A 26,579-nucleotide genomic window follows, 5' to 3' on the forward strand; every position below is an offset into this window, starting at 1 on the left:
GGGCGGTGGGCCGGTCGGCTGGCGGGCCTATATCGTCTTGCCGGACGGAACGGAGGTGAGTGGGTGCTCAAACGCCTTTTGGGGCCGAAAAGGGAGCGCAGACGGCGGTTTGCGCGGCCGGAGATCGAGATGCCCCCGATCGCGCCGGAGGGGGTGGTCCATGCCGTGGGCGACCTGCACGGGCGGGCCGACCTGCTGGTCGGCGCGGTCGAGGCGATCCTCTCGGAGGACCCCGGCTGCGCGGCCGGCGCGCCGGGCCCGGAGGTCGTGTTCCTCGGCGACTACATCGACCGGGGCGAGCATGTCCGCGAGACCCTCGACACCCTGGTCCATGTCGCGCGGCTCCGGGAGATCCGCCCGGTGTTCCTGATGGGCAACCACGAGGCGATGCTGCTCGGCTTCCTCGAGGACCCCGAGCGCGAGGCGCGCTGGCTCCGGGTCGGCGGGCTGCAGACGCTGCTGAGCTTCGGCATCGGCGCCTACGAGACCAGCTCCGGGCCCGAGCTGGCGCGCATCCGGGAGGAGCTGGCCGATGCGGTGCGGCCCTACTTGCCCTTCCTCTCGGGGCTCGCGCTCAGCCATCGCAGCGGCAACCTGCTCTTCGTCCATGCCGCCGCCGACCCGGCGCTGCCGCCGGAGCGCCAGCCGCGCGAGGCGCTGCTCTGGGGCCATCCGGAGTTCGAGCGCACGCCGCGGCGCGACGGGGTCTGGGTGGTGCATGGCCACCGCATCGTCGACACGCCCCGGATCGAGCGCGGCCGCATCGCCATCGACACCGGTGCCTATTTCTCCGGCTGCCTGACCACGCTCACCGTGGCGCCGGACGGCAGCCACCGCTTCAGCCACCCGCGCCCGGCCGGCCGGGCCGGCGCCTAGTCCGGCGCCCGGCCGGCCGTCTGGTCCGCCGTCTGTTCTGCGGTCTGATCGTCCGTGCCGCCGCCTTCGACGAGGTGGACGATCGCGGCGGGGCTGGTGATCCAGAAGCCGTCGAAACCCTCGCCGAGCGCCTCGATCCCGTCGCAGCGCGTCACCCCGGCCGCATCGAGGACCCGCGCCGCCTCGGCGGTGTCGTCGGTGACGATCTCGAGCCAGAGCTCGGCCTGGCTCATCGTCGGCACCCGGTCGATCCAGAGCGTGTTCGCGCCGAACCGGAAGCTGACCGAACCGCCGGTCGCGCCGATCTGCTCCAGCCCGAGGACGTCGCGGTAGAACGCTACCGTCGCCTCGTGCTGGTGCGGGGGAACCTTCATGGCAATGTTGCTGCCGCCGCGAAACCGTGCCGTCATCTCGTCGCCTCCGAACAACCTGGCCCTGCCCGGCATCATAGGCCGGCGCCGGCCGGAGTGCAGCCGCCGGTTCGCCGGCCCGCGGCCGGGGGGGCCGAGAACGCGCCGGAACCCGCCGGGCGCGGCGCATCGGGGGCGTGCCGTCTCAGTCCTGTCCGCTGCTGGCGCCCCAGTCGAAGGCGCGCTGCCGTTCGGCGAGGTAGAACTCCCGCACGCTCATCCCCGCGGGCACCTGGATGCCGTTGTCGGCCAGCCCCTTCTCGAACCCGGCGAGGATGCTCTCGGTCACGCCCTGCGTGGTTTCGACCAGCGCGGTGATCGCCGGCAGGTCGTGGGTGTGGGCATAGTCGACGATCTGCGACAGCGGGATCTTCCGGGCCATGTGCTGGCGCCAGGCGGCGCCGGGCTTCAGCACGCCGCCCGCCTCGGCGAGCTGCCTGTAGGTCACCGTACGCCCCTCGCGCGCCGCCTGCTTCAGGAAGGCGATCCCCGCCTTGAAATCGAACGAGGGGTTCCGCCGCGCCTGCTCGTCGATGGCGGCGACGGCCAGGGGCGCCTTGAGTTCTCCGGCGCGGCGGTGGTTGTCGATGAGGTTCTGGATTTGGGTGTCTGTCTTCGAAGTCAGATCCATGGCTGAAACTCCTTGCCGGGACGCCAATATTGCCGGGCGCGTCTCGGGACACGCCGGATCGTACCGTGGGGACGGATGATCCTCCGTCCGCCCCCGCCAGTCAAAGCCGATCGGGCTCGCTCCCGTGGTCATGCTGGGTTTGCCGGCCTGCCGGCAGGATAGCAGGTTCCGGGTCGCCTGTGCGGCCTGCGCGTGGACACTGGCGGCCGCACAGAGGAAAGGAGCCGTACCATGAGCTTTCAGATACATGCCCTTCCGGCCGCGCAGTTCTCCGGGCTGTTCGCGCTGTCGGACGAAGCGCTCGCCGCGCGGAACATGCGCCGGATGGTGGTGCGCGCGAAGCCGGGCACGCCCTGCCGGGTCAGCCTGGCCGATGCCGAGATCGGCGAGACCGTGATCCTGCTCAACCACGAGCACCAGCCGGCCGCGAGCCCCTACCGGGCCAGCCACGCGATCTTCGTGCGCGAGGGCGCGGCACAGGCGGTGCCGTCCGTCGGCGAGGTTCCGGAGGCGCTCGCCACGCGCCTGCTGTCGCTCCGGCTCTTCGATGCCGGGCACATGATGATCGGCGCCGATGTCGTGGACGGCGCCGCGCTGCCGGGTGCGATCGACCGGGCGTTCGAGGATGCCGCGGTCGCCTATATCCACCTGCACAACGCGGGGCCGGGATGCTTCGCCGCGGCGGTCACGCGGGCGCAGGGCTGAACGGCGGCGCAGGGCTGAGCGGCGGCGCCGGACCGGCGGACCGGCCCGGCGCCCGGCTCAGTTGCCGGTGGCGATGCTGGCCGCGGTGATGAAGAGGTTCGGCAGCGCCTGGCTGATCGCGCGGTTCCAGCTGGTGATCGGCTGCTCGGCGACGAAGACGACGTCGTTGGGCCGCATCTGGAGCTGGGTGGCGAGGGCGAGGTTCACCGCGTTGTCGGCATCGAGGTGATAGGCGGTGAGGGCGCCCGGCGTCGTCGGGTCGCTGGCCGGGCGCAGCACGTAGATCGCGCTGAAGTCGGAGTTCTGGATGCTGAGCCGCTGGTCGTCGAACAGCACGTCGGCCAGCGTCGCGCTGCGCTCGAAGGGCAGGGGGAAGCGCTTGGTCGAGCCCACCTCGCCGGTGACATAGGCATAGTCGCGCGCCACCGCGCCGAGCTCGAGCCGGGCCTCGAACACCTCGCGCGCATCGCGCAGCCGGTCGCGGGCCTGGGACTCGCGGGTCGCCTTCAGCTCCTCGAGGCGCAGGGCGAATTCGGTGGTGGTGATGCGCTGGCTGCGCAGCGCCAGCTCCTGGTCGAAGCGCAGCTGGGCGGCATCCTCGCGGAACTCGCTGCCGACGAAGATGCTGTCGCCGTCCTGCAGCACGATGCGCCGGGCGGCGGGATCCTCGCGGAAGCGCTCGATGCCGATCTGGTAGGTGGTGCCGCGCCGGGTGAGCTGCACCTTGGCCACCGAGCGGTCGGTCACCGCGAGCCCGCCGGCCAGCTCCACCGCCTCATGGAGATAGAGCGGCGTCAGCGAGATCGGCGCCAGCGTCGGCGCCCGCACCTCGCCGCCGATCGCCACGCGCTGCGAGTTGAACTCGGCGATCTCGAGCGAGAAGGTCGGGTCGATGCCGGCGGCCACCAGCGCGTCGAAGATCGCCGCCTCGGCCTCCGGCATGGTCAGCCCGGCGATGCGGATGCGCCCGGCATCCGGCACCGCGATGGCGCCGTCGTCCTGCACCACATAGCCGTTGCGCTTGGCCTGCGCGGTGAGCAGCCCCGGCAGCGCCTCGACCGAGGTGGCGGCGCTGGTGACCGAGAGCAGCACCACGTCGGAGACGCCGATGCGGTAGGGCTGCGGGGTACCGAGCGGCGGGAACCGGTCCGGGATGAAGCTCGGCCGGCTCTCCAGCGGCGCCGAGGGCGCCGGCAGCGCGGGCAGCTGCGGCGGCGGCGGGCCCTTGGCGGCGACCCGCGCCACGGCATCGGGCTGGAAGGCCAGCGGCAGGCGCGGCGGCACATAGGTGTCGAGATTGGCGGCGGCGGCGGTCTCGTGGCTCAGCGGCACGACGCGGACGTTGTATTCGGTGCCGCTGTCGACCGCGTTGCCGCCGACATCCGGCACGGTATAGACCACGCCGCAGGCCCCCACGAGACCGCTCAGGAGGAGCGCAGCCGCCCCCCGGTTCCGCCATACTGCCCGCATCTGCCCCTCCGAGCGTTGTCTCCGCGGCCTTGTCGGCCTTATGTCTTTCGAAGTCATAGCATTCGCGGGCAGGGGCGTTAAGCGCAATTTCCCGCAAGGTCAGCGGGTTTCGGCCCCTTCGGCAGCGGGGAGAGGGCGATGGAACGCGGCATCGGGGAGCATCCCTCGCCGAATTTCGGCGCCCGGCGCGGCGGCGCGCGGCCCGACATGGCGGTGCTGCACTACACCGGCATGGAGAGCGCCGCGGCGGCGCGCGACCGGCTCTGCGATCCGGCGGCGGAGGTGAGCGCGCATTACCTCGTCGCCGAGACCGGGGCGGTGCTGCGCCTGGTGCCGGAGGCGGCCCGCGCCTGGCATGCCGGGGCAGCGGCCTGGGGCGATGTCACCGACGTCAACTCCCGCTCGATCGGCATCGAGCTGGTCAATCCGGGCACCGGGCCGGCGGCGCATCCCTTCCCGGAGCCGCAGATGGCGGCGCTGGAGGCGCTGCTCTCCGGCGTCATGGCGCGCTGGGCGATCCCGCCGGAGCGGGTGGTCGGCCATGCCTGCATCGCGCCGGGGCGCAAGATCGACCCGGGTCCGCGCTTCGACTGGCGGCGGCTGGCGCTGGCCGGGCTCTCGGTCTGGGAGCCGCCGGGGCAGGGGGATGCGGGGGCCGATGCCGCGCGCCGCCGCGACATGCCCGCCGCGGCGGGCGCGCCGCCGGCGCCCCTGCCGGTGCCGCCGGCCGGCAGCCCGCAGCCCGGGGCATGGCAGGCCGCGCCCCCCGCGGCGGCCTTCCAGGCGGCGGCGCGGGGCTTCGGCTATGGCGTGGCGGCAAGCGGGGAATGGGACACGGCGACCCGCGCGGTCTGGCAGGCCTTCGCGCTGCGCTTCCGCCCGGCCGAGGCGGATGGCCCGGCAACCGCGGCGGGGCTCGGCCAGCTCAGGCGTCTCGCCGCGCGCTGGCCCTGCAGGCGGGGCTGAGCGGACAGAACGACGGCGCCGGGTTGCCCCGGCGCCGCCATCGTCTCGGGTGAAGGCCGTCAGGCCCGGATCACTCGCGGGTCCAGATCGTCTCGTCGATCTTGCCGGTCATCTCCGGATAGTCCTTGACGTGGAACATCGGCTCGATGCCCTGGCGGCGCTGCGCGAAGTAGTCGTTGGTCAGCTTCGCCACCGTGCCGGAGAGCGCGACGATGGCGATCAGGTTGATCGTCGCCATCATTCCCATCGAGGCATCCGCGGCATTGAACACCGTCGCGACGCTCTGGTAGGCGCCCCAGACCACCATCGCCAGCGCGGTCAGCCGCAGCGCCAGCAGCCCGGTCGGGCTGGCCAGCCCGAGGAACACCATCGCCCCCTCGGCATAGGAGTAGTTGCCGATGATCGAGGTGAAGGCGAAGAACAGGATCGCGATGGCGATGAAGTAGGTGCCGGCATCGCCGATATGGGCGTTGAGCGCGATCTGCGTGAGCTCGGCGCCCGAGGGGCCCTCGCCCGGGGTCAGCACGCCGGAGAGCAGGATCATCAGCGCGGTCGCGGTGCAGATCAGGATGGTGTCGATGAACACGCCGAGCGACTGCACGAAGCCCTGGCTGGAGGGGTGGTGCGGCTGCGGCACCGCCACCGCGGCGATGTTGGGCGCCGAGCCCATGCCCGCCTCGTTGGAGAACAGCCCGCGCTTGATGCCGTTGAGCATCGCCGCGGTGACACTGCCGACGACGCCGGCGCCGGCCTCCTCGAAGCCGAGCGCGCTCGAGACGATCAGCCTCAGCATCCCCGGCACGGCGTCGAAGTTCACGATGATGACGTAGACCGCCAGCGCCAGATAGGCGATCGCCATGAAGGGCACCACGATCTCCGCCACCTTGGCGATCGAGCGGATGCCGCCGAAGATCACCACGCCGGCGAGCAGCGCCACCGCGATGCCGACCGCGAGCTTGGGCACGCCGAAGGCGTTCTCGGTGGCCTCGGCGATCGAGTTGGCCTGCACCGCGTTGAACACCAGGCCGAAGGAGATGATCAGGCAGACCGAGAAGATCCCGCCGAGCCAGGGCAGGCCGAGGCCGCGGGCGATGTAGAAGGCCGGGCCGCCGCGATACATGCCCATCGGCCCGCGGGTCTTGTAGAGCTGGGCCAGCGCGCTCTCGGCATAGGCCGTGGCCATGCCGACCAGCGCCACCATCCACATCCAGAAGATCGCGCCGGCGCCGCCGAGATAGAGCGCCACCGCGACGCCGGCGAGGTTGCCGGTGCCGACGCGGCTGGCGAGGCTGACGGTGAGCGCCTGGAACGGCGAGATACCGGCCTTGTCGGTCTCCTTCGAGCTCGCGATCACGCGGAACATCTCGAGGAAATGCCGGATCTGCACCGCCCCGAGCCGGATCGTGAAGAAGAGACCCACCGCGAGAAGGCCGTAGATCAGTACATATCCCCAGAAGATCGTGTTCAGGAAGTCGATGATTGGATCCATGTCGTGCCGCTCCACTGTCTGTTTCGTTCCGATACCGCCGCTGCGTCGGGCGAAAGTCGAGCCTAGCACCTCGCGATTGCATTGCCAGAGCGGAGGCTTGACCCGGGGCTGCGACATCTCTAGCTGAGGCGGGCGGGTGGCTGGATGGCTGCGCGGGCCTCGGCCCGTGAGGAAAGTCCGGGCTCCATGGAGACACGGTGCCGGGTAACGCCCGGCGGGGAAGGGCTTCGGCCCGGCCTCAGGGAAAGCGCCACAGAGAACAGACCGCCAAGGGCCGGGCAACCGGGCTGCGGCAAGGGTGAAACGGTGCGGTAAGAGCGCACCGCGCGGACGGCAACGAACGCGGCATGGCAAGCCCCACCGGGAGCAAGGTCGCATAGGGGGACCACGCGGGGCTTCGGCCCCCGGGATTGTCTTCGGTCCGGTCCCCGGGTTGACTGCATGAGGCCGCGGGCGACCGCGGTCCCAGATGAATGGCCATCCATCGGGCTTCGGCCCGAGGACAGAACCCGGCTTACAGGCCACCCGCACCGCCGTGCCCGGCGCTCCCCACCTGTCCTGGCGGGGCGCCGGGCCGGCCAATCCCCCCGGTTTCCGCCTTCTGCCCATCGGCACCCATGAAATCCCGTGCTCCAGGGCGCGCGTTCTGGCCGAACGCGGGGTCTCGCCATGCCTGGGCCGTGAAAAATCCTTTGTTTTCAGTTATGCTGGGGGAGAGCGGGGGGCTTCCGTGACTGCCTCGGGCCATTTTGTACCATGATGTACCCTGAAATCCCTTGAGTGAGGGCCTCCGTTGGGGTAAGAATCACTTACAGGGAAGGCCGCCGGACAAAAAAACTCCGAGGCAGTTTCATACAGGCACAGGCGGCCTTCCCCGTGCGCCGCGCAGACCGGAAAACCGGCGCGCGGCGATGGTGGCGAAGGACCAGGGCCCTCCCTCCCGGGCCATGACGGACGAGGGACGCGGGGCGGACCCGGCAGGATGCCCGGGCCGCCCCGTTTCATTCCGGGTCCCGTCACGGGCAGGGCGGCGCTTCAGGTCGGGCGGAGCGGGGCGGTCTTGGCGCGGTTGTTCATCGGATCGGCGAAGCACAAGGTGGACGCGAAGGGTCGCGTCTCGCTGCCGTCCGACTATCGCGAGGTGCTCAGCTTCCACCGATGCGCCGAGGAGTTCATCCTGGTGCCCGCCGGCCGCGGCGACAGCCATCTCGGCATGACGCGGGTCGCGCATGAGCGGCTGGTCAGCCGGGTCAACCAGACAAAGTACAAGACCCCCAGGCAGCGCCAGCAGGCGCGCCGGCGCTACATCCACGAGGCGCGGCCGGTGAGCCTCGAGGATGGCGGGCGTTTCGTGCTCTCGCGGGAGCTGCGCGAGGAGCTGGACCTCGAGGGCTGGGTCAAGTTCGTCGGCGAGGGCGATACCTTCGAGATGTGGAAGCCGGAGCGCTACGAGGAGGTCCACGGGCCGGAGGACGAGGAGGATGCCGAGCCCTTCGAGATGGACCTCACGGGCCTGGTGGACATCGAATGAGCGCGGGCCCGGCACCCCATGTCCCGGTGCTGCTGGGGCCGGTGCTGGAGGCGCTGGAGCCGGTGGCGGGCGGGGTGTTCCTCGACGGCACCTTCGGCGCCGGCGGCTACACGCGGGCGCTGCTGGCGGCCGGCGCGGCGCGGGTGATCGCGCTCGACCGCGACCCGACGGCGATCGCCGGCGGCGCCGCGCTGGCGGCCGAGGCCGGCGCGCGGCTGGCGCTGCGCGAGGCCGAGTTCGCCGATCTGGCCGAGGAGGCCGAGGCGGCGGGGGCCGCGGCGCTCGACGGGGTGGTGCTCGATGTCGGGGTCTCCTCGATGCAGCTCGACCGGGCCGAGCGCGGCTTCTCCTTCCTGCGCGACGGGCCGCTCGACATGCGCATGGGCGATGCGGGGCCGGGCGCGGCGGATCTGGTGGCCGAGGCCTCGGAGGCCGAGCTGGCCGACATCATCTTCCTCTATGGCGAGGACCGGGCGGCGCGGCGCATCGCGCGGGCCATCGTCCGGGCGCGCGCCGAGGCGCCGATCCTGCGCACCGGCCGGCTCGCCGAGGTGGTGGCCGGGGTGATGCCGGCGCAGCGCCCGGGCCAGCCGCATCCGGCGACGCGCACCTTCCAGGCGCTGCGCATCGCGGTCAACGACGAGCTCGGCCAGCTCGCCGCGGCGCTGCTGGCGGCGGAGCGGGTGCTGGCGCCGGGCGGGCGGCTCGCGGTGGTCAGCTTCCATTCGCTCGAGGACCGCATCGTCAAGCGCTATCTCCAGGCCGCCTCGGGGCGCGGCCCCGGCCGCTCGCGCCACCTGCCGGAGATCGCCGAGGCGCCGGCCCGCTACGAGCGCCCGGCCGCCGCCCGCGCCGCCGACGCGGCCGAGACCGCCGCCAACCCGCGCGCGCGCTCGGCGCGGCTGCGCTGGGCCCGGCGCACCGCGGCGCCGGCGGTGGCGCTCGACCCGGCGGATCTCGGCCTGCCGCGGCTGCCGCAGACATCGTCCAGAGGGGAGGCCCTGCGATGACCCGGACCGGATTCGCCCTGTCGATGCTCGCGCTGGTGAGCGCCGCCGCCTGGGCCTATCACGTCAACTACGAGACCGCCGAGGCGCTGAAGCGGGTCGATGCGCTGGAGCGCGAGATCGCCGCCGAGCGCGAGCGCATCCGGGTGCTCGACGTGGAATGGGCGCTGCTCAACGACCCGGCCCGGCTGCGCCGGCTGGTGGTGGCGAACCGCGACGCGCTGATGCTGATGCCGATCACCTCGGAGCATTTCAAGGAGGTCGCCGAGATCCCCTATCCGCCGAAGCCGCCGCTCACCGCGCGGGTGCTGCCGGCGGGCGAGGTGCAGCTCGCCGGCGGGCTGCCGGGAGGTGCCGAATGATCCGCCCGCACGAGATCGACCCGCAATCCTTCGTCGACCCCGAGCTGGCGCCGCCGCCGGAGCCGGCGAGCACCGGCGAGGCGGCCGGCGAGCTGGCCCCGGTGCGCCGCGACGACTGGCGCCTGGTGCTGGTGATGTTCGTCTTCCTGCTGGCCTATGGCGCGCTGGCGGCGAAGATGGCGATGGCGGCGCTCGGCGATCCGGCGGAGCCCTCGCACGCCGCCGGCCTCCATCCCGAGACCCCGGTGCGCGGCGCGATCACCGACCGGGCCGGGCGGCTGCTGGCGGCCAACCTGCCGGCCTGGGCGCTCTATGCCGATCCGCGCGAGATCCGCGACCCGGCGGCGGCGGCGGATGCGCTGGCGCCGATCTTCCCGCGGCTCGGGCGCGACGAGCTCTATCGCCGGCTCAGCGCCAAGCGCAAGTTCGTCTGGGTGCACCGCCCGGTGACGCCGCGCCAGAAGGCCGCGGTGATGGACCTCAAGCCGGCGATCCCGGGGCTCAAGTTCGGCCGGCGCGACATGCGCGTCTATCCCGCCGGGCGCATGGCGGCGCATCTGGTGGGCGGCACGAAATACGGCTCGGAGGGGGTCAACGCGGCGGAGCTGATCGGCACCGCCGGGGCGGAGTTCCATTTCGACGAGCGGCTGCGCGACCCGGCGCTGCGCGACACGCCGCTGCCGCTCTCGATCGATCTCGGCGTGCAGGCGGCGCTGACCGAGATCCTGCAGCGCGGCATCGAGCACACCTCGGCCAAGGGCGCCGCGGGGATCCTGCTCGACATCCGCAGCAGCGAGATCCTGGCGCTGGTCTCGCTGCCGGATTTCAACCCCAATTCCGAGGTCCGCAGCGTCGCCGGCGGCGAGGACAACCCGCGCTTCAACCGGGCGATCAAGGGGGTCTACGAGCTCGGCTCGGTGTTCAAGCCGATCACCGCGGCGATCGCCCTCGATGCCGGCATCGCCGGGCCCGAGACGATGATCGAGACCGGCACGCCGGTGCGCTTCGGCCGCCAGCGCATCCGCGACATGCACGCGATGCCGGCGGCGATGACGGTGACCGACATCGTCCGGCGCTCCTCCAACATCGGCGCGGCGCGGCTGGCCCGCGCGGTCGGCACCCGGCGCTTCCGCGACTATCTCGACCGGCTCGGGATGCTCGAGCCGCTGCCGCTGGAGATCGGCGAGGCGGCCAGCGCGCGGCCGATGCTGCCGCCGAACTGGACCGAGCTGTCGACGCTGACGATCTCCTTCGGCCACGGCCTCGCGGTCTCGCCGCTGCACCTGACCGCCGCGTTCGCGACCATCGCCAATGGCGGGCGGCTGGTGGTGCCGACGCTGATGAAGGGCGGCCGGGCGCCGGGCGAGCAGGTGTTCTCCGAGCGCACCTCGGCGCAGATGCTCGACATGCTGCGCGCCGTGGTCAAGCGCGGCACCGGGCGGCGCACCGATGTCGAGGGCTATGCCGTGGGCGGCAAGACCGGCACCGCCGACAAGGCCCGCGCCGATGGCCGCGGCTATCATCACGATCGCGTGCTCGCCAGCTTCGCCAGCGTTTTCCCGGTCACCAACCCGCGCTATGCCATGCTGATCATGCTCGACGAGCCGACCGATCCCGAAAGCGGCAAGCGCGAGGCGAGCCGGACCGCGGTGCCGGTGACGGCCGAGGCGATCCGCCGCCTCGCGCCGATGCTGGGGCTGCGCCCCGAGCTGCCGCCGGTGCTGCCGCCGCAGGGCACCGAGGCGCGGCGGGCGCTCCGGTGAGCCGGGCGCTGACGCTCGCCGGGCTCGGCCTCGCCGGGCTGCCTCGGCGCGGGCCGGAGGCGGAGCCGCGGATCTCCGGGCTCGCCATCGACAGCCGCGCGGTGCGCGAGGGCGATCTCTTCTTCGCGCTGCCGGGCACCGTGGTCGACGGCGCCAGGTTCGCGCAGTACGCCGTGCGCCAGGGCGCGGCGGCGGTGGTGGCGACGCCGACCGGGGCGGAGATCCTGCGCGCCGATCTCGGCGGCCTGCCGGTGCCGGTGGTGATCACCGACAGCCCGCGCGCCGCGCTCGCCCATGCCGCGGCGGCGTTCTGGCCGCGCCAGCCGGAGGTGATGGTCGCGGTCACCGGCACCAACGGCAAGACCTCGGTCGCCGCCTTCCTGCGCCAGATCTGGGCCCATGCCGGGCACCGCGCCGCCGCCTTCGGCACCACCGGGGTGGAGGGCGCGGGCAGGGAGCTGGCCGGCGCCATCGCCCATACCACGCCCGAGCCGCTCACCCTGCACCGGCTGCTCGACCGGCTGGCCGAGGCCGGCATCACCCATGCCGCGATGGAGGCCTCCTCGCACGGGCTGGTGCAGCACCGGACCGACGGGGTGCGGCTGGCCGCCGGGGCGCTGACCAACATCCAGCGCGACCACATGGACTATCACCCGACGCACGAGGACTATGTCGCCGCCAAGCTCCGGCTGTTCGCCGAGGTGCTGCCCGAGGGCGCCGCCGCGGTGGTCGCCGCCGCCGAGCCGCATGGCCGCGAGGTGCGGGCGCTGGCCGAGGCGCGCGGGCTGCTCTTCGTCGGCGTCGGCGAGGGCGGCGCGCTCTCGGTCTCGGAGCGCAGCTTCCACGGCGAGGGGCAGCGGCTGACGCTCGGCTGGATGGGCGAGCGGGTGCCGGTCTCGCTCGATCTCGTCGGCCCGTTCCAGGGCGACAACGCGGCGCTGGCGGCGGGGCTGGCGCTGGCCACCGGCACGCCGCCGGAGGCGGTGTTTGCCGCGCTGCCGAGGCTGACCGGGGTGCGCGGGCGCATGGAGCGGGTCGCCCGCCGCGCGAACGGCGCGCAGATCTTCGTCGACTACGCCCACACGCCGGACGCGCTCGCCACCGCGCTGGCGGCGCTGCGCCCGCATTGCGCGGGCCGGCTGATCGTGGTGGCCGGCGCCGGCGGCGACCGCGACCGCGGCAAGCGCCCGCTGATGGGCCGGGCGATGGATGTCGGCGCCGACCATGCGATCGTGACCGACGACAACCCGCGCTCGGAGGACCCGGCGGCGATCCGCGCCGAGGTGATGGCCGGCTGCCCCGAGGGCGAGGAGATCGGCGACCGGACGGAGGCCATACTGGCCGGGGTCGATGCCCTCAAAGGGGCTGGCGATTGCCTTCTGATTGCCGGAAAAGGGCACGAGCAAGGGCAGGAGATCGGCGGGCAGCTGCTGCCCTTCGACGATGCCAGCCAGGCCCGGGCCGCGGTGGCGGCGCTCGATGGCGGGCTCGGCGAGGACGGCTGGGATCTGGACGAGGAGACCGAAGGCGGCCCATGACCGAGGCGCTCTGGACATCCGAGGCGGCGGCGGCGGCGACCGGCGGGGAGGCGCGGCACGCCTTCGCGGCGACCGGCGTCGCGATCGACAGCCGGGAGCTGGAGCGCGGCGATCTCTTCGTCGCGCTGGCCGGCGAGGCGCGCGACGGGCACGGCTTCGTCGCCGATGCGCTGAAGCGCGGCGCGGCGGCGGCCATGGTCACCCATCGGCCGAAGGGCGTGCCGGCGGATGCGCCGCTGCTGGTGGTCGGCGACACGCTGGCCGGGCTCACCGGGCTGGCCGCCGCGGCGCGGGCGCGCAGCCGGGCGCGGGTGCTGGCGGTGACCGGCTCGGTCGGCAAGACCTCGACCAAGGACATGCTGGCGATGATGCTGGCGACGCATGGCCGGGTGCATGCCGCCGAGCGCAGCTTCAACAACCACTGGGGCGTGCCGCTGACCCTGGCGCGGCTGCCGCGGGACTGCGACTTCGCGGTGCTGGAGATCGGCATGAACCATGCCGGCGAGATCGCGCCGCTGTCGCGGCTGGCGCGGCCCGAGCTGGCGCTGGTGACCTGCGTGCGGGCGGTGCATCTCGAGCATTTCTCCGGCATCGAGGCGATCGCCGATGCCAAGGCGGAGATCTTCGAGGGGCTGGCCGAGGGCGGCATCGCGGTGGTCAACGCCGCCGATCCGCAGACCCCGCGGCTGCTGGCGCAGGCCGGCGCCGCGCGCGTCGTCCGCTTCGGCGAAGGCGGCGAGATCGTCGCCGACCACGTGGCGATCCGCGACGCGACGACGGTGGTCCGGGCCACGCTCGGGCCGGAGGGCGGGCGGCTGATCTTCCGCATCGGCGCGGCCGGGCGGCATTTTGCCGAGAACGCCTGCGCGGCGCTCGCCTGCGTCGCGGCGCTGGGGCTCGACACCGCCCGCGCGGCGCTGGAGCTGCCGCGCTGGCACGCGCCGAAGGGGCGCGGCGCGCGCGAGCGGGTGCGCCTCGGCCCCGGCGGGCTCGACGGCGAGATCACGCTGATCGACGAGAGCTTCAACGCCAACCCGGCCTCGATGCGCGCGGCGCTGGAGGCGCTGGCCGCCGCCCCGGTCGCGCACAATATCGGCCGGGTGGCGCGCGGGCGGCGCATCGTCTTTCTCGGCGACATGCTGGAGCTCGGGCCGGAGGAGATCGCGATGCATGCCAGCCTGGCCACCAGCCCGGAGATCGCCGCCGCCGACATCGTGCATTGCTGCGGGCCGCGGATGCGGGCGCTGCATGCCGCGCTGCCGCGCCGGCGCCGCGGCATCTGGGCCGCGGACAGCACCGAGCTGGCGGCGCGCGCCGGGCGCCTGGTTGACGCGGGCGATGTCTGCATGGTCAAGGGCTCGAAGGGGGCCCGCATGGGCCCGGTGCTCGCGGCGATCCGCCGTTTGGGGCAGGCGAAGATCTCAGGCGAGGACGGCTGACATGCTTTACTACCTTTCCCAGCTCAGCGATGGCGGGGACATCTTCAACCTGTTCCGCTACATCACCTTCCGGGCCGGCGGCGCGCTGATGACGGCGCTGCTGTTCGGCTTCCTGTTCGGCCGGCCGATCATCAACTGGCTGCGCCGCAAGCAGAAGAAGGGCCAGCCGATCCGCGAGGACGGGCCGCAGAGCCACATCGTCGCCAAGGCCGGCACGCCGACCATGGGCGGGGTGATGATCCTCGCGGCGCTGGTGATCTCGACGCTGCTCTGGGCGCGGCTCGACAACGGCTTCGTCTGGATCGTGCTGCTGGTGACGCTGGGCTTCGGCGCCATCGGCTTCTTCGACGACTATGCCAAGGTGACCAAGCAGAGCCACAAGGGCGTCTCGGGCCGGGTGCGGCTCACCATCGGGCTGCTGATCGGGCTGGCGGCGGCGCTCGGCGCCACGGCGCTGCAGCCCGAGACGCTGCAGAACGCGGTGGCGATCCCGTTCTACAAGGCCACGGTGATCCATGCCGGCATCGCCTTCCTGCCCTTCGCCATGCTGGTGATCGCCGGCAGCGCCAACTCGGTGAACCTCACCGACGGGCTCGACGGGCTGGCCATCGTGCCGGTGATGATCGCCGCCGGCTCGCTCGGCATCATCGCCTATGTCGTCGGGCGCGCCGACTTCACCGAATACCTGCAGCTCAACTACGTGCCCGGCACCGGCGAGATCTTCATCATCGCCAGCGCGATCATCGGCGCCGGGCTGGGCTTTCTCTGGTACAACGCGCCGCCGGCCGCGGTCTTCATGGGCGACACCGGCTCGCTGGCGCTGGGCGGCTGCCTCGGTGCCATCGCGGTGGCGGTCAAGCACGAGGTGGTGCTGGCGATCATCGGCGGGCTCTTCGTGGTGGAGGCGGTCTCGGTGATGATCCAGGTCGGCTTCTACAAGCTCACCGGCAAGCGGGTCTTCCTGATGGCGCCGATCCACCACCATTTCGAGCAGAAGGGCTGGCAGGAGCCGACCATCGTGATCCGCTTCTGGATCATCGCGGTGATCCTCGCGATGGTCGGGCTGGCCTCGCTGAAGGTGCGCTGATGCGGCGCGGCGCGGCATGATCCCGGTCAGCGCATATGCCGGCGCGCGGGTCGGCGTGCTCGGCCTCGGCCGCTCCGGGCTGGCGACGGCGCGGGCGCTGGCCGCCGGCGGCGCCGAGCCGGTGCTCTGGGACGACGGCGAGGCCGCCCGCGGCAGGGCCGCCGAGGCCGGCTTCGCGGTCGAGGACCTCGCCCGGGAGCGCGCGGCGGCCGGGCTCGCGGCGCTGATCGTCTCGCCGGGCATCGCGCATCTCTACCCGGCGCCGCATCCCGCGATCGCGCTGGCGCAGGCCGCCGGGGTGCCGGTGGACAACGAGATCGGGCTGTTCTTCGCGGCGCTCGAGGCGGCGAAGCTCGATTTCGACGAGGGGCCGGAGCCGAAGGTGGTGGCGATCACCGGCTCCAACGGCAAGTCCACCACCACGGCGCTGCTGCGGCACATCCTCGCCGCCGCCCGGCGCCCGGTGCAGATGGGCGGGAACATCGGCCGCGCCGCGCTCGATCTCGACCCGCCGGGGCCGGGCGAGACGGTGGTGCTGGAGCTCTCCTCCTACCAGACCGAACTGGCGCGCGCGCTGGCGCCGGACATCGCGGTGTTCCTCAACCTCGCGCCCGACCATCTCGACCGGCACGGCGGCATCGGCGGCTATTTCGCGGCCAAGCGGCGGCTCTTCGAGGCCGGCGCCCCGGCCCGCGCCATCATCGGCATCGACGAGCCGGAGGGCCGCTTCCTCGCCTCGCTGATCCCGCCGGAGGACCTGATCGCGATCTCCGCCAGCCGGCGCCTCAGGGGCGAGGGCTGGCCGGACTGGCGCGTCTTCATGAACCGCAGCCACCTCACGGAGTGGCGCGGCGGCAGGCAGGTCGCCGCCATCGACATGCGCGCCTGCCCGGGGCTGCTCGGCGCCCACAACCACCAGAACGCCGCCGCCGCCTATGCCGCGGCGCGCGCGCTCGGCCTCGGGCCGAAGGCGATCGAGGCCGGGCTGGCGAGCTTCCCGGGCCTCGCGCACCGCATGGAGCGGCTCGGCGCCAGCCCGTCCGGCGTGATCTGGGTCAACGACAGCAAGGCGACCAATGCCGCCGCCACCGCCCGCGCGCTCGCCGCCTTCGAGGGGGTGCACCTGATCCTCGGCGGCCGGGCCAAGGAGGACGGCATCGCCGCCCTCGCGCCGCTGTTCCCGCGCATCGCCCATGCCTATCTGATCGGCGAGGCGGCGGAGCGCTTCGCCGCCGAGCTCGGCGAGACCCCGCAGACCCGCTGCGGCACGCTGCAGGCCGCGGTCGCCGCCGCCGCCGCCGCCGCCGCCCCCGGCGCCGTGGTGCTGCTCTCGCCGGCCGCCGCCAGCTTCGACCAGTTCGCCGATTTCGAGGCCCGCGGCGATGCCTTCCGGGCGCTCGCCGCGCCGCATCTCGCGCCGCCCGACGCCGCCCCCCGCGACGACCGAGAGGAGACTGCCCGATGACCGAGATGGCCTTCCGCGGCGCCGCCCCCCGCCGCGCCGGATCCTCCGCGCTCGAGGACTGGTGGCACAACATCGACCGCTGGTCGCTCGGCGCGGTGCTGGCGCTCACCGCCCTCGGGGTGGTGCTGGCGCTGGCCGCCTCGCCGCCGCTCGCCGCCAAGAACGGGCTCGGCACCTATCACTACGTGACGCGGCACCTGGTCTTCGCCGCCGCCGGCTTCGGCCTCGCCATCCTGATCTCCACCGCGACGCTGCGCAGCCTGCGCCGGATCGGGGTGCTGCTGTTCCTCGGCAGCTTCCTCGCGATCGCGCTGCTGCCCTGGCTCGGCACCGATTTCGGCAAGGGCGCGGTGCGCTGGTACTCGCTCGGCTTCGCCTCGTTGCAGCCCTCGGAGATCCTCAAGCCCGCCTTCGTCATCGCCGCCGCCTGGGTGATGGCCGGGTCGCAGGACCCGCACGGGCCGCCGGGGCGGCTGATCGCCGGGCTCGGCGCCGCGCTGATCGCCGGGCTGCTGGCGCTGCAGCCGGATTTCGGCCAGGCGATGCTGATCGTCGCGATCTACACCGCGATGTTCTTCGTCTCCGGCGCCAACGTGCTGGTGCTGGTCGGGCTTGCCGCGGTGGTGGTCGGGGCCGGCGCCTATGCCTATGTGCATTCGGCGCATTTCGCCGGTCGGATCGACGGCTATCTCGCCGGCACGGTGGACCCCAACACCCAGCTCGCCTATGCCATGGCGGCGATCCGCGAGGGCGGGATGTTCGGCGTCGGCGCGGCGCAGGGCTCGGTGAAATGGACCCTGCCGGACGCGCATACCGATTTCATCGTGGCGGTGGCGGCGGAGGAGTTCGGCCTGCTCTTCGTGCTCGGCCTCGTCGGGCTCTACCTGTTCCTCTGCCTGCGCGCGCTGACCCGGCTGATCGAGGTCTCCGACCCGTTCCTGCGCCTCGCCGGCACCGGGCTGGCGGTGATGATCGGGCTGCAGGCCTTCGTCAATTTCGGCGTCGCGATCCGGCTGCTGCCGGCCAAGGGGATGACGCTGCCCTTCGTCTCCTATGGCGGCTCCTCGATGCTGGCGGCCGGCTTCGCCATGGGCGCGCTGCTGGCGATCACCCGGACCCGGCCGCTCGACCCCGCCGCGGTGCTGCGGAGCCGCCTGTGACCGAGGCTCGGCTGGCGGTGCTCGCGGCGGGCGGCACCGGCGGGCACCTGTTCCCGGCGCAGGCGCTGGCCGAGACCCTGCTCGATCGCGGCTGGCGCGTGGCGCTGGCCACCGATGCGCGCGGCCTGCGCTATGCCGGGGGCTTTCCGGCGGCGGTCGAGCGCATCGAGCTGCGCGCCGCCACCACCGCCCGCGGCGGGCTGACCGCGCGCCTCGCGGTGCCGGTGACGCTGGCCCGCGGCTGCCTCGGCGCCTGGATGCGCTTCCGCCGCGCGCGGCCGGCGGCGGTGGCCGGCTTCGGCGGCTATCCGGCGATCCCGGCGCTGGCGGCGGCCTGGGCGCTCGGCATCCCGCGGCTGATCCACGAGCAGAACGGCGTGCTGGGCCGGGTCAACCGCGCCTTCGCCGGGCGGGTCGACCGGGTCGCCTGCGGCATCTGGCCGGTCTCCGGCGCGCCGTCGGGGGCGCGGCTCGAGCATGTCGGCAACCCGGTGCGCGGCGCGGTGCTGGAGGCCGCCGCCGCGCCCTACGAGGCGCCGGGAGAGGGGGCGCTGCGGCTCCTCGTCTTCGGCGGCAGCCAGGGCGCCTCGGTGTTCGCCGAGCGGGTGCCGGCGGCGCTGGCCGGGCTGCCGGAGGCCCTGCGCAGCCGGCTCTCGGTGGTGCAGCAGATCCGCGAGGGCGAGGCGGATGCGGTCTCGGCCGCCTATGCCGCCGCCGGCATCCGCGCCGAGCTCGCGCCGTTCTTCGCCGACATGCCGGCCCGCATCGCCGCGGCGCATCTCGTGGTGGCCCGCGCCGGCGCCTCGACGGTGGCCGAGCTCGCCGCCATCGGCCGCCCGTCGATCCTGGTGCCGCTGCCCTCCGCCATGGCCGACCACCAGAGCGCCAATGCCCGCAGCCTCGCCGGCCCCGGCGCCGCGGTGCTGGCGCCGCAGGCGGCGCTGACGCCGGCGAGCCTCGGCGCCGAGATCGCCCGCATCCTCGGCACGCCCGCCGCCGCCGCGGCGATGGCCGCCGCCGCCCGCGCCGAGGGCCGGCCCGGGGCCGCCCACCGCCTCGCCGACATGCTCGAGGAGATCGCGGCGTGAGCGGCAGCACCCCTGGCCGGGCCTCGCCCCGACCCGCCCGCGCGACCCGCCCTTCGGCGGGGGGCTCCGGACACGCCGGCGCGGCCTGCCCTCTGGCGGGGTCCTTCGGCCCCGCCCATGCGAGCCACCCTTTGGCAGGTTTCTCCCGAACCTCCCGCGTGATCTGCCCTTCGGCTGGTTCGTTCCGACCCGCCCGCGCGCACTGCCCTCTGGCAGGTTCCTCCCGAACATCCCGTGTGGGTTGCCCTCCGGCAGGTTCCTCCCGAACTTTCCGTGCGAACCGTCCTTCGGCGGGTTCGTTTCGAACCTCCCGCACGAACTGCCCTTCGGCAGGTTCCGACCGAACCTCCCGTTTGGGTTGCCCTCCGGCAGGTTCTTCCCGAACATCCCGTGCGGACCGCTCTTCGGCGGGTTCGTTTCGGACCTTCCCGCGCGAACCGTCCTCCGGTGGGTTCTTCCGGACCTCCCGCGGGAGGTTTCCCCTGGGCGGGTCCCGCCCGAACTTCCGGGGCGGATCCGGGCGCGGCGCTTCCGGCGGCGGGGGTCCGGTGCGGACCTGGCCGGCGGACGGTCCGGCGCATCCGTCCGCTGCCGGTTCGCTGCGCCGTGCCGCGCCGGAGCCTCGGTGCGCGCCGGCTTCGGGAGGGCCCCGGCGTTAGAATAGCATTTCGGAACGGTTCGCATCCGGGCCTTGGCAGCGCCGCCGCTGCCTGCTAGGCGCCCGGCTCAATCCCGCTCGGGATGCCTTGCCAAAGCCATACCGAAACCAGACCCATTCCAGACCCAGCTTCGAGAGATCCGAACCCGTGAACCCACCCACCGCGCTCCCGCTCGATATCGGCCCCATCCACTTCATCGGCATCGGCGGGATCGGCATGTCCGGCATCGCCGAGGTGCTGCTCAACATGGGCTACCAGGTGCAGGGATCGGATATCCGCGAGAGCCCGATCGTCGCCCGGCTGCGCAATCTCGGGGCCCGGATCGCGGTCGGTCACGCGGCGGAAAACGTCGAGGGGGCAGGGGTTTGCGTGATCTCCACGGCGATCCGGCCGGACAATCCCGAGCTTGCCGCGGCGCGCGAGCGCTCGCTGCCGGTGGTGCGCCGGGCGGAGATGCTGGCCGAGCTGATGCGGCTGCGCTGGAACGTCGCCGTGGCCGGCACCCATGGCAAGACGACGACGACCTCGATGGTCTCGGCGCTGCTCGATGCCGGCGGCGAGGACCCGACCGTGATCAACGGCGGCATCATCCAGTCCTATGGCAGCAACGCCCGGCTCGGCGACGGCCGCTGGATGGTCGTCGAGGCCGACGAATCCGACGGGACCTTCGTGAAGCTGCCGGCGACGATCGCCATCGTCACCAATATCGACCCCGAGCACATGGACCATTACGGAACGGTGGAGGCGCTGCGCGAGGGGTTCGACGCCTTCGTCTCCAACATCCCGTTCTATGGCGCGCTGATCGCCTGCATGGACCATCCGGAGGTGCAGTCGCTGATCGGCCGCGTCACCGACCGCCGGGTGGTGACCTACGGGCTCTCGCGGCAGGCCGACATCCGCGCCGAGAACCTCGGCCATGAAGGCGGGCGGATGCGCTTCGACCTCGTACTGCGGGGGCCGGAGGGCGACGAGCGGCACCCCGGGCTGAGCCTGCCGATGCCGGGAGAGCACAACGTCTGCAACGCCCTGGCCGCGATCGCCGCGGCCCGCGAGCTGCAGATCGGCATGGACGAGATCCGCGCCGGGCTCGAGGGCTTTAAGGGCGTCAAGCGGCGCTTCACCCTGGTCGGCAGCTGGCAGGGCGCGCGGATCATCGACGATTACGGCCATCATCCGGTGGAGATCGCGGCGGTGCTGAAGGCGGCCCGCGCCTCGGTGGCGGAGAGCGGCGGCCGGGTGATCGCGATCCACCAGCCGCACCGCTACAGCCGGCTGCACGACCTCTTCGAGGAGTTCTGCGCCGCCTTCAACGATGCCGATGTCGTCGCGATCACCGATGTCTTCGCCGCCGGCGAGGCGCCGATCGAGGGCGTCTCGCGGGATGCGCTGGTCGGCGGGCTGCGCGCCCATGGCCACCGCCGGGCGCATGCGCTGCGGGCGCCGGAGGGGCTGGCCGCCTGGGTCGCCGCCGAGGCGCGGCCGGGGGATCTGGTGATCTGCCTCGGCGCCGGCTCGATCTCGGCCTGGGCCAATGCGCTGCCGGAGGAGCTGGCGCGGCTCGGCGGCGGCGACGCGCCGCGGGCGGCGCAGGGCTGAGGCGATGGCGGGGCTCGCCGAGCGGCTGCCGGCGGTGCGGGGGCGGCTGACCCCCGGCCGGGTGCTGGCCGATCTCACCTGGTTCCGCGTCGGCGGGCCGGCGGAGCTCCTGTTCCAGCCGGCGGATGCGGCGGATCTGGCGGAGTTCCTGAAGGGCTGCCCGGCCGCGGTGCCGGTCACCGCGATCGGCGTCGGCTCCAACCTGCTGGTGCGCGACGGCGGCATCGGCGGCGTGGTGATCCGGGTCGGCCGCGGCTTCGGCGCGGTGGAGACGGAGGGAGCGGCGGTAATCGCCGGCGCCGCGGCGCTGGATGCGCGGGTCGCCGGGGCGGCGGCGCAGGCCGGGCTCGCCGGGCTCGAGTTCCTGCGCACCATCCCCGGCAGCATCGGCGGCGCGCTGGCGATGAATGCCGGCTGCTACGGCGTCGAGGTGAAGGACCGGCTGCTCTGGGCCGAGGCGGTGACGCGGGACGGCCGGCTGCTGCGGCTGAGCCCCGCGGAGATGGGCTTTGCCTATCGCGAGGCGCGCGCCGCCGAAGGGCTGGTCTTCACCCGCGCCGGCTTCGCCGGAGAGCCGGACGCGCCGGAGGCGATCGCCGCCCGCATGGCCGAGCTGCTGGAGCGCCGCGAGGCCAGCCAGCCGCTGCGCAGCCGCACCGGCGGCAGCACCTTCCGCAACCCCGCCGGGGTCTCCTCCAACGGCGATGCGCCGATGCCGGGCCACCGCGCCTGGGAGCTGATCGACGCCGCCGGCTGCCGCGGGCTCACCCTCGGTGGAGCCAAGGTCTCAGAAAAACACTGCAACTTCCTGATCAACAATGACAACGCCTCGGCGGCGGATCTGGAGGGTCTGGGGGAGACGGTTCGTGCGCGCGTAAAATCCGCTTCAGGCGTCGATTTGCGCTGGGAAATCCGTCGTATCGGCGTTAGTCTGCAACAATAAAACAACAAATCAGACCGGATTCCGACGCGGGAAATGACGCGGAACCGGGGACAGAGGCGCGGATGTCGAGCAGGACCTCCCGCGTGGCAGTGCTCAAGGGCGGTGTGTCCGCCGAGCGCGAGGTGTCCCTCGTGTCCGGGCGGGAGTGCGCCCGGGCGCTGCGGCACGCTGGGTATGATGTGGCCGAGATCGATGCGGGGCACGACGTCGCCGCGGCGCTGGATGCCGCGCGCCCGGATGTCGTGTTCAACGCATTGCATGGTCGCTGGGGCGAGGATGGCTGCGTGCAGGGCCTGCTCGAATGGCTGCGCCTGCCCTATACCCATTCCGGCGTGCTGGCCTCGGCGCTGGCGATGGACAAGATCCGGGCCAAGGCGGTCTATGCCGCCGAGGGGCTGCCGGTGGCCGAGGGGCGGCTGGCCAGCCGGGCCGAGATCGAGGCCGGGCACCCGATGGCGCCGCCCTATGTGGTGAAGCCCTACAACGAGGGCTCCTCGGTCGGCGTGCATATCGTGCTGGAGGGCGCCAACGCCCCGGTGCGGCTCTCTCCCGACGAGCCCGAGACGCTGATGGTCGAGGCCTATGTGCCGGGGCGCGAGCTCACGGTGGCGGTGCTCGGCGAGCGGACGCTGGCGGTGACCGACATCATCGCCGAGGGCTGGTACGACTACCACGCGAAATACGCCACCGGCGGCTCGCGCCACGTGGTGCCGGCGGCGGTGCCGGACGCCATCGCCGAGGCCTGCCGGGCGCATGCGCTGGCGGCGCATCGCGCGCTCGGCTGCCGCGGCCTCAGCCGCACCGATTTCCGCTGGGACGAGGCGCGCGGCGCCGAGGGGCTGGTGCTGCTCGAGACCAACACCCAGCCGGGCATGACGCCGACCTCGCTGGCGCCGGAGCAGGCGGCGCATTGCGGCATGGATTTCCCCGCGCTCTGCGCCTGGCTCGTGGAGGACGCCTCATGCGGACGGTGAGCGAGCGCAGCGCCGGGCCGTCGCGGCTCGCCTACCGGCTGCGGCGGGCCTGGGCGCAGGCCTGGCTGCGCAACATCGCGCTGGTCTATGCGCCGGTCACCGCGCTGGCGCTGGCCGGCTGGGCGGTGGTCTCGACCGACCGGCTGCGCCTCGCCATCGAGGCCGAGGTGGCCGGGGTGGTCGAGCGCATCGTGGCGCGGCCGGAATTCCTGGTGCGCGGGGTCGCGGTCGAGGGCGCGGCGCCGGGGCTCGAGGCGGTGCTGCGCGCGGTGGTCGGCCCGGTGCGCGGGCAGAGCTCGCTGCGGCTCGATCTCGACGGGCTGCGCCAGGAGATCGAGAGCCTCGGCGAGGTCGCCTCGGCGGCGCTGTTCTACGACGGGGCGGGGCTGCTCACCATCCGCGTCGTGGAGCGGGTGCCGGCGGCGCTCTGGCGCGATCCCGACGGGCGGCTCTGGGTGATCGACGACACCGGCGTGGTGATCTCCGGCGCCGGCCCGCGGGCCAGCCATCCGGAGCTGCCGCTGATGATCGGCCCCGGCGCGCCCGACCGGGTGGCCGAGATCGAGCGCCTGATGGCGGCGGCGCCGGACCTGATGCCGCGGCTGCGCGCCTTCGTGCGCCTGGGCGCCCGGCGCTGGGACCTGGTGCTCGACCGCGGGCTCACCATCAAGCTGCCGGAGACCGGCGCCGAGCGGGCGCTGGCCGGCGCCATGGCGCTGCATTTCGGCGAGGAATTGTTCAAGCGGGATCTGGCGGTGATCGATCTCCGGCTGCCCGAGCGGCCGGCGCTGCGGCTGGCGCCGCGCGACGAGCAGGAGGAGATGATGCGCCGCCAGGTGGATCTGGTTCTGGGGGAAGACACATGAATTTTGCGGCCTGCGACATCCACAGGGCCATGCGCTCTCGGCTGAGCCAGGGGATACGGCGGGGCCGGCTTGCGGTGCTCGACATCGGCAGCAGCAAGATCACCTGCCTGATCCTGAAGATCGACCAGGGCAAGCTGGAGGCGGGCGGCTCGGACCAGGTCTCGAGCACGCTGCTCGCCGCCGCCGAGGTGGTCGGCGACTGCACCGTGCAGTCGCGCGGGGTGAAGCGCGGCGAGGTGATCGACATGGACGCCGCCGCCCGCTCGGTGCGCCGCGCCGTGCTCGGCGCCGAGCGCGCCGCGCATCCGAGGATCGACCGGGTCGACCACGTGCTGGTCTCGTTCTCCGGCGGCCGGCCCGAGAGCTTCTCGACCGTCGGCGAGACCGAGACCGAGACCGGCCAGGTCACCGGCCGCGACATCTCCAACGCGCTCGGCAACGCGCCGGAGCCGCCGATCGGGCCGGGGCGGCAGGTCCTGCACTGCCAGCCGGTGGAGATCAGCCTCGACTTCCAGTCGGGCCTGACCGATCCGCGGGGAATGACCGGCCGGGTGCTCTCGATCGCCTCGCATGTGGTGGCGGTGGATGCGCGCCCGCTGGCCAACCTGATGGAATGCATCCGGCAGTGCGACCTCGATCTCTGCGGCATCGTCAGCGCGCCCTATGCGGCGGGGCTGTCGGCGCTGGTCGAGGACGAGCAGCGCACCGGGGCGATCTGCATCGACATGGGCGGCAGCTCCACCGGGCTCTCGGTGTTCCTGCGCGACCACCTGATCTGCGCCGAGCAGATCCGCTATGGCGGCCAGCATGTCACCGGCGACATCGCCGGCGGGCTGATGATGCGCCATGCGCTGGCCGAGCGGATCAAGTGCGTGCATGGCGGCGTCGTGCCGACCCAGGCCGACGACCGCGAGATGATCGACGCGCCGCGGCTCGGCGAGGAGGACGCGCCGGAGCCGCGGCAGATCTCCCGCGGCATGCTGATCGGGGTGATCCGCCCGCGCATCGAGGAGACCTTCCGCATGGTGCAGTCGCGGCTGATCGAGCTCGGCATCGGCGCGATGCCGGGCTGCTCGGTGGTGCTCACCGGGGCGGCCTGCCAGCTGCCGGGGCTCGACGAGGTGGTGACCCGCCTGCTCGGGCGGCGCCCGCGGATCGGCCGGCCGCTGCGCCTCGCGGGGCTGCGCTCCGGGCTCACCGGCCCGGAATACGCCGCCGCCGTGGGCCTGGCGATGTATGCCCTCAGCCCGCATGACGAGCTTTGGGATTTCGAGGTGCCGCGCCCGGTCCACGGCCGGGGGCGTGCGGGGGAGATGCTGCGCTGGCTGCGGACGGCGTGGTAGCGGCAGGGCCGCGAACGGGGGATTTGACGAGCACGTGAACCTGCCCCGGGAGAGGGGCTCACAACCCGGCCCGATAGAGGCCAAGCAGCAGAAAAGAGGCAGAAGAGCATGGCACTGAATCTGAAGGACCCGGTGGATTTCGGCATCGAGCCCGAACTCACGGCACGGATCACGGTCTTCGGCGTCGGCGGCGCCGGGGGCAATGCGGTCAACAACATGATCGAGAAGCAGCTCCCGGGGGTCGAGTTCATCGCCGCCAACACCGACAGCCAGGCGCTCGCCCATTCCAAGGCGGAGCGCAAGCTGCAGCTCGGCACCGGCGTGACCCGCGGCCTCGGCGCCGGCAGCAAGCCGGATGTCGGCTACAGCGCCGCCGAGGAGACCGTGGAGGACATCGCCGCGGCGCTCGAGGGCGCGCATATGTGCTTCATCACCGCCGGCATGGGCGGCGGCACCGGCACCGGGGCGGCGCCCGTGGTGGCCCGGGTGGCGCGCGAGATGGGCATCCTGACCGTCGGCGTGGTGACCAAGCCGTTCCACTTCGAGGGCGCGCGCCGCATGGCCGTGGCCGAGGCCGGCGTCAGCCAGATGCAGAAGGTGGTGGATACGCTGATCGTGATCCCCAACCAGAACCTCTTCCAGGTCGCCTCCGAGCGCACCACCTTCGTCGAGGCCTTCGTGATGGCCGACGACGTGCTCTATCAGGGCGTGCAGGGCGTCACCGACCTGATGGTCCGCCCCGGCATGATCAACCTCGACTTCGCCGACGTGAAATCGGTGATGGAGCAGATGGGCAAGGCGATGATGGGCACCGGCGAGGCCGAGGGCGAGACCCGCGCCATCGACGCCGCCGAGAAGGCGATCGCCAACCCGCTGCTCGACGAGGTGAGCCTGAAGGGCGCCAAGGGCGTGCTGATCAACATCACCGGCGGCTACGACCTGACGCTGTTCGAGATGGACGAGGCCGCCAACCGTATAAAGGAGGAGGTCGATCACGACGCGATGATCAAGTTCGGCTCCGCGCTCGATCCCGAGATGGAGGGCAAGATGCGGGTCAGCGTCGTCGCCACCGGCATCGAGGCCGAGGCCTTCGAGCAGCAGCCGCCTCGCGCCGAGCCGCAGGCGCCGCGCCGCAAGCCGACCGAGACCGACCCGAACATGCTGGCGGCGCTGCGCGGCGTCTCGGCCCGGCGGCCGTCGCAGCCGGCGCC

Annotated in this window: 23 protein-coding genes and 1 other RNA gene; 20 read left to right on the forward strand and 4 right to left on the reverse strand. The window is 73.0% G+C overall.

What is annotated here, in order from left to right:
* Positions 1-129: 129 nt before the first annotated feature.
* Complete coding sequence (locus QSJ97_RS07595; protein ID WP_285671103.1) at positions 130-876, forward strand: metallophosphoesterase; 747 nt, start codon at positions 130-132, stop codon at positions 874-876.
* On the opposite strand, the gene QSJ97_RS07600 is transcribed toward QSJ97_RS07595, so the two are convergent.
* Both QSJ97_RS07600 and QSJ97_RS07605 read right to left on the reverse strand, forming a co-directional pair.
* Complete coding sequence (locus QSJ97_RS07600; RefSeq protein WP_285671104.1) at positions 873-1,286, reverse strand: VOC family protein; 414 nt, start codon at positions 1,284-1,286, stop codon at positions 873-875. The two genes, QSJ97_RS07595 and QSJ97_RS07600, sit on opposite strands and share 4 nt — an antisense overlap.
* A 145-nt stretch (positions 1,287-1,431) precedes the next feature.
* Entirely contained in the window at positions 1,432-1,917 is a 486-nt protein-coding gene (locus tag QSJ97_RS07605; RefSeq protein WP_285671105.1) for a hypothetical protein, read from the reverse strand.
* A 231-nt stretch (positions 1,918-2,148) separates the two neighbouring features.
* Between QSJ97_RS07605 and QSJ97_RS07610 the strand changes: the two genes are divergently transcribed.
* Positions 2,149-2,622 (forward strand): DUF1203 domain-containing protein, encoded by a 474-nt coding sequence (locus QSJ97_RS07610; protein ID WP_285671107.1) that lies wholly within the window; start codon positions 2,149-2,151, stop codon positions 2,620-2,622.
* A 57-nt stretch (positions 2,623-2,679) separates the two neighbouring features.
* Here the strand turns inward: QSJ97_RS07610 and QSJ97_RS07615 are convergent, their stop codons facing one another.
* Entirely contained in the window at positions 2,680-4,092 is a 1,413-nt protein-coding gene (locus tag QSJ97_RS07615; RefSeq protein WP_285671108.1) for a polysaccharide biosynthesis/export family protein, read from the reverse strand.
* Positions 4,093-4,230: 138 nt separating this feature from the next.
* On the opposite strand from QSJ97_RS07615, the gene QSJ97_RS07620 reads away from it, so the two are divergent.
* Positions 4,231-5,058 (forward strand): N-acetylmuramoyl-L-alanine amidase, encoded by an 828-nt coding sequence (locus tag QSJ97_RS07620; RefSeq protein WP_285671109.1) that lies wholly within the window; start codon positions 4,231-4,233, stop codon positions 5,056-5,058.
* Between the two features lie 70 nt (positions 5,059-5,128).
* On the opposite strand, the gene QSJ97_RS07625 is transcribed toward QSJ97_RS07620, so the two are convergent.
* Positions 5,129-6,547 carry an alanine/glycine:cation symporter family protein gene (locus QSJ97_RS07625; RefSeq protein ID WP_285671110.1) on the reverse strand — a complete coding sequence of 473 codons (1,419 nt, stop codon included), beginning with the start codon at positions 6,545-6,547 and terminating at the stop codon, positions 5,129-5,131.
* 132 nt (positions 6,548-6,679) lie between these two features.
* Between QSJ97_RS07625 and rnpB the strand changes: the two genes are divergently transcribed.
* The 17 genes from rnpB to ftsZ all read left to right on the forward strand — a co-directional run.
* Positions 6,680-7,080: RNase P RNA component class A (gene rnpB / locus QSJ97_RS07630), an RNA gene on the forward strand.
* A gap of 563 nt (positions 7,081-7,643) precedes the next feature.
* A complete protein-coding gene (locus QSJ97_RS07635; RefSeq protein ID WP_352231059.1) occupies positions 7,644-8,078 on the forward strand; it encodes a division/cell wall cluster transcriptional repressor MraZ in 435 nt (144 codons plus the stop codon).
* A complete protein-coding gene (gene rsmH, locus QSJ97_RS07640; protein WP_285671112.1) occupies positions 8,075-9,088 on the forward strand; it encodes a 16S rRNA (cytosine(1402)-N(4))-methyltransferase RsmH in 1,014 nt (337 codons plus the stop codon). The genes QSJ97_RS07635 and rsmH overlap by 4 nt, the downstream gene beginning before the upstream one ends.
* Positions 9,085-9,447 (forward strand): cell division protein FtsL, encoded by a 363-nt coding sequence (gene ftsL / locus QSJ97_RS07645; RefSeq protein ID WP_285671113.1) that lies wholly within the window; start codon positions 9,085-9,087, stop codon positions 9,445-9,447. The genes rsmH and ftsL overlap by 4 nt, the downstream gene beginning before the upstream one ends.
* Positions 9,444-11,210 (forward strand): peptidoglycan D,D-transpeptidase FtsI family protein, encoded by a 1,767-nt coding sequence (locus tag QSJ97_RS07650; RefSeq protein ID WP_285671114.1) that lies wholly within the window; start codon positions 9,444-9,446, stop codon positions 11,208-11,210. Before ftsL ends, QSJ97_RS07650 begins: the two co-directional genes overlap by 4 nt.
* Complete coding sequence (locus tag QSJ97_RS07655; RefSeq protein ID WP_285671115.1) at positions 11,207-12,748, forward strand: UDP-N-acetylmuramoyl-L-alanyl-D-glutamate--2,6-diaminopimelate ligase; 1,542 nt, start codon at positions 11,207-11,209, stop codon at positions 12,746-12,748. Before QSJ97_RS07650 ends, QSJ97_RS07655 begins: the two co-directional genes overlap by 4 nt.
* Positions 12,745-14,187, forward strand: a complete 1,443-nt coding sequence (locus tag QSJ97_RS07660; RefSeq protein ID WP_285671116.1) for a UDP-N-acetylmuramoyl-tripeptide--D-alanyl-D-alanine ligase — start codon at positions 12,745-12,747, stop codon at positions 14,185-14,187. The genes QSJ97_RS07655 and QSJ97_RS07660 overlap by 4 nt, the downstream gene beginning before the upstream one ends.
* 1 nt (position 14,188) lies before the next feature.
* Positions 14,189-15,274, forward strand: a complete 1,086-nt coding sequence (gene mraY, locus QSJ97_RS07665; RefSeq protein WP_285671117.1) for a phospho-N-acetylmuramoyl-pentapeptide-transferase — start codon at positions 14,189-14,191, stop codon at positions 15,272-15,274.
* A gap of 16 nt (positions 15,275-15,290) precedes the next feature.
* The gene (gene murD / locus QSJ97_RS07670; protein ID WP_285671118.1) at positions 15,291-16,739 is read left to right on the forward strand and encodes a UDP-N-acetylmuramoyl-L-alanine--D-glutamate ligase; all 1,449 of its coding nucleotides are present in this window, start codon (positions 15,291-15,293) and stop codon (positions 16,737-16,739) included.
* Positions 16,736-17,899, forward strand: a complete 1,164-nt coding sequence (locus tag QSJ97_RS07675; protein ID WP_285671119.1) for an FtsW/RodA/SpoVE family cell cycle protein — start codon at positions 16,736-16,738, stop codon at positions 17,897-17,899. The genes murD and QSJ97_RS07675 overlap by 4 nt, the downstream gene beginning before the upstream one ends.
* Positions 17,896-18,987, forward strand: coding sequence for a UDP-N-acetylglucosamine--N-acetylmuramyl-(pentapeptide) pyrophosphoryl-undecaprenol N-acetylglucosamine transferase (locus QSJ97_RS07680; RefSeq protein ID WP_285671120.1), 1,092 nt, complete (start codon positions 17,896-17,898; stop codon positions 18,985-18,987). Before QSJ97_RS07675 ends, QSJ97_RS07680 begins: the two co-directional genes overlap by 4 nt.
* Positions 18,988-19,793: 806 nt before the next feature.
* Positions 19,794-21,242, forward strand: a complete 1,449-nt coding sequence (gene murC, locus QSJ97_RS07685; protein WP_285671121.1) for a UDP-N-acetylmuramate--L-alanine ligase — start codon at positions 19,794-19,796, stop codon at positions 21,240-21,242.
* A 4-nt stretch (positions 21,243-21,246) separates the two neighbouring features.
* Entirely contained in the window at positions 21,247-22,185 is a 939-nt protein-coding gene (gene murB, locus QSJ97_RS07690; RefSeq protein ID WP_285671122.1) for a UDP-N-acetylmuramate dehydrogenase, read from the forward strand.
* Positions 22,186-22,247: 62 nt separating this feature from the next.
* Positions 22,248-23,159 carry a D-alanine--D-alanine ligase gene (locus tag QSJ97_RS07695; protein WP_285671123.1) on the forward strand — a complete coding sequence of 304 codons (912 nt, stop codon included), beginning with the start codon at positions 22,248-22,250 and terminating at the stop codon, positions 23,157-23,159.
* Positions 23,147-24,025: a cell division protein FtsQ/DivIB gene (locus tag QSJ97_RS07700; protein ID WP_285671124.1), complete on the forward strand. Its 879-nt coding sequence runs from the start codon at positions 23,147-23,149 to the stop codon at positions 24,023-24,025. Before QSJ97_RS07695 ends, QSJ97_RS07700 begins: the two co-directional genes overlap by 13 nt.
* Entirely contained in the window at positions 24,022-25,368 is a 1,347-nt protein-coding gene (gene ftsA / locus QSJ97_RS07705) for a cell division protein FtsA (protein WP_285671125.1), read from the forward strand. Before QSJ97_RS07700 ends, ftsA begins: the two co-directional genes overlap by 4 nt.
* Positions 25,369-25,476: 108 nt before the next feature.
* Positions 25,477-26,579, forward strand: a 1,103-nt coding sequence (gene ftsZ / locus QSJ97_RS07710) for a cell division protein FtsZ (RefSeq protein ID WP_285671126.1), incomplete at its 3' end; no start/stop codon positions are given.

It is taken from the genome of Paralimibaculum aggregatum (genome assembly GCF_030270585.1).
GTDB classification, from domain to species: Bacteria; Pseudomonadota; Alphaproteobacteria; order Rhodobacterales; family Rhodobacteraceae; genus Thermohalobaculum; species Thermohalobaculum aggregatum.

Excerpts from the sequence above, each read along its gene's own strand:
- QSJ97_RS07595 (WP_285671103.1), top strand. The coding sequence starts at position 130 with ATGCCCCCGATCGCGCCGGAGGGGGTGGTCCATGCCGTGGGCGACCTG.
- QSJ97_RS07600 (WP_285671104.1), bottom strand. The coding sequence starts at position 1,286 with ATGACGGCACGGTTTCGCGGCGGCAGCAACATTGCCATGAAGGTTCCC.
- QSJ97_RS07605 (WP_285671105.1), bottom strand. The coding sequence starts at position 1,917 with ATGGATCTGACTTCGAAGACAGACACCCAAATCCAGAACCTCATCGAC.
- QSJ97_RS07610 (WP_285671107.1), top strand. The coding sequence starts at position 2,149 with ATGAGCTTTCAGATACATGCCCTTCCGGCCGCGCAGTTCTCCGGGCTG.
- QSJ97_RS07615 (WP_285671108.1), bottom strand. The coding sequence starts at position 4,092 with ATGCGGGCAGTATGGCGGAACCGGGGGGCGGCTGCGCTCCTCCTGAGC.
- QSJ97_RS07620 (WP_285671109.1), top strand. The coding sequence starts at position 4,231 with ATGGAACGCGGCATCGGGGAGCATCCCTCGCCGAATTTCGGCGCCCGG.
- QSJ97_RS07625 (WP_285671110.1), bottom strand. The coding sequence starts at position 6,547 with ATGGATCCAATCATCGACTTCCTGAACACGATCTTCTGGGGATATGTA.
- rsmH (WP_285671112.1), top strand. The coding sequence starts at position 8,075 with ATGAGCGCGGGCCCGGCACCCCATGTCCCGGTGCTGCTGGGGCCGGTG.
- ftsL (WP_285671113.1), top strand. The coding sequence starts at position 9,085 with ATGACCCGGACCGGATTCGCCCTGTCGATGCTCGCGCTGGTGAGCGCC.
- QSJ97_RS07650 (WP_285671114.1), top strand. The coding sequence starts at position 9,444 with ATGATCCGCCCGCACGAGATCGACCCGCAATCCTTCGTCGACCCCGAG.
- QSJ97_RS07660 (WP_285671116.1), top strand. The coding sequence starts at position 12,745 with ATGACCGAGGCGCTCTGGACATCCGAGGCGGCGGCGGCGGCGACCGGC.
- mraY (WP_285671117.1), top strand. The coding sequence starts at position 14,189 with ATGCTTTACTACCTTTCCCAGCTCAGCGATGGCGGGGACATCTTCAAC.
- murD (WP_285671118.1), top strand. The coding sequence starts at position 15,291 with ATGATCCCGGTCAGCGCATATGCCGGCGCGCGGGTCGGCGTGCTCGGC.
- QSJ97_RS07675 (WP_285671119.1), top strand. The coding sequence starts at position 16,736 with ATGACCGAGATGGCCTTCCGCGGCGCCGCCCCCCGCCGCGCCGGATCC.
- murB (WP_285671122.1), top strand. The coding sequence starts at position 21,247 with ATGGCGGGGCTCGCCGAGCGGCTGCCGGCGGTGCGGGGGCGGCTGACC.
- QSJ97_RS07695 (WP_285671123.1), top strand. The coding sequence starts at position 22,248 with ATGTCGAGCAGGACCTCCCGCGTGGCAGTGCTCAAGGGCGGTGTGTCC.
- QSJ97_RS07700 (WP_285671124.1), top strand. The coding sequence starts at position 23,147 with ATGCGGACGGTGAGCGAGCGCAGCGCCGGGCCGTCGCGGCTCGCCTAC.
- ftsA (WP_285671125.1), top strand. The coding sequence starts at position 24,022 with ATGAATTTTGCGGCCTGCGACATCCACAGGGCCATGCGCTCTCGGCTG.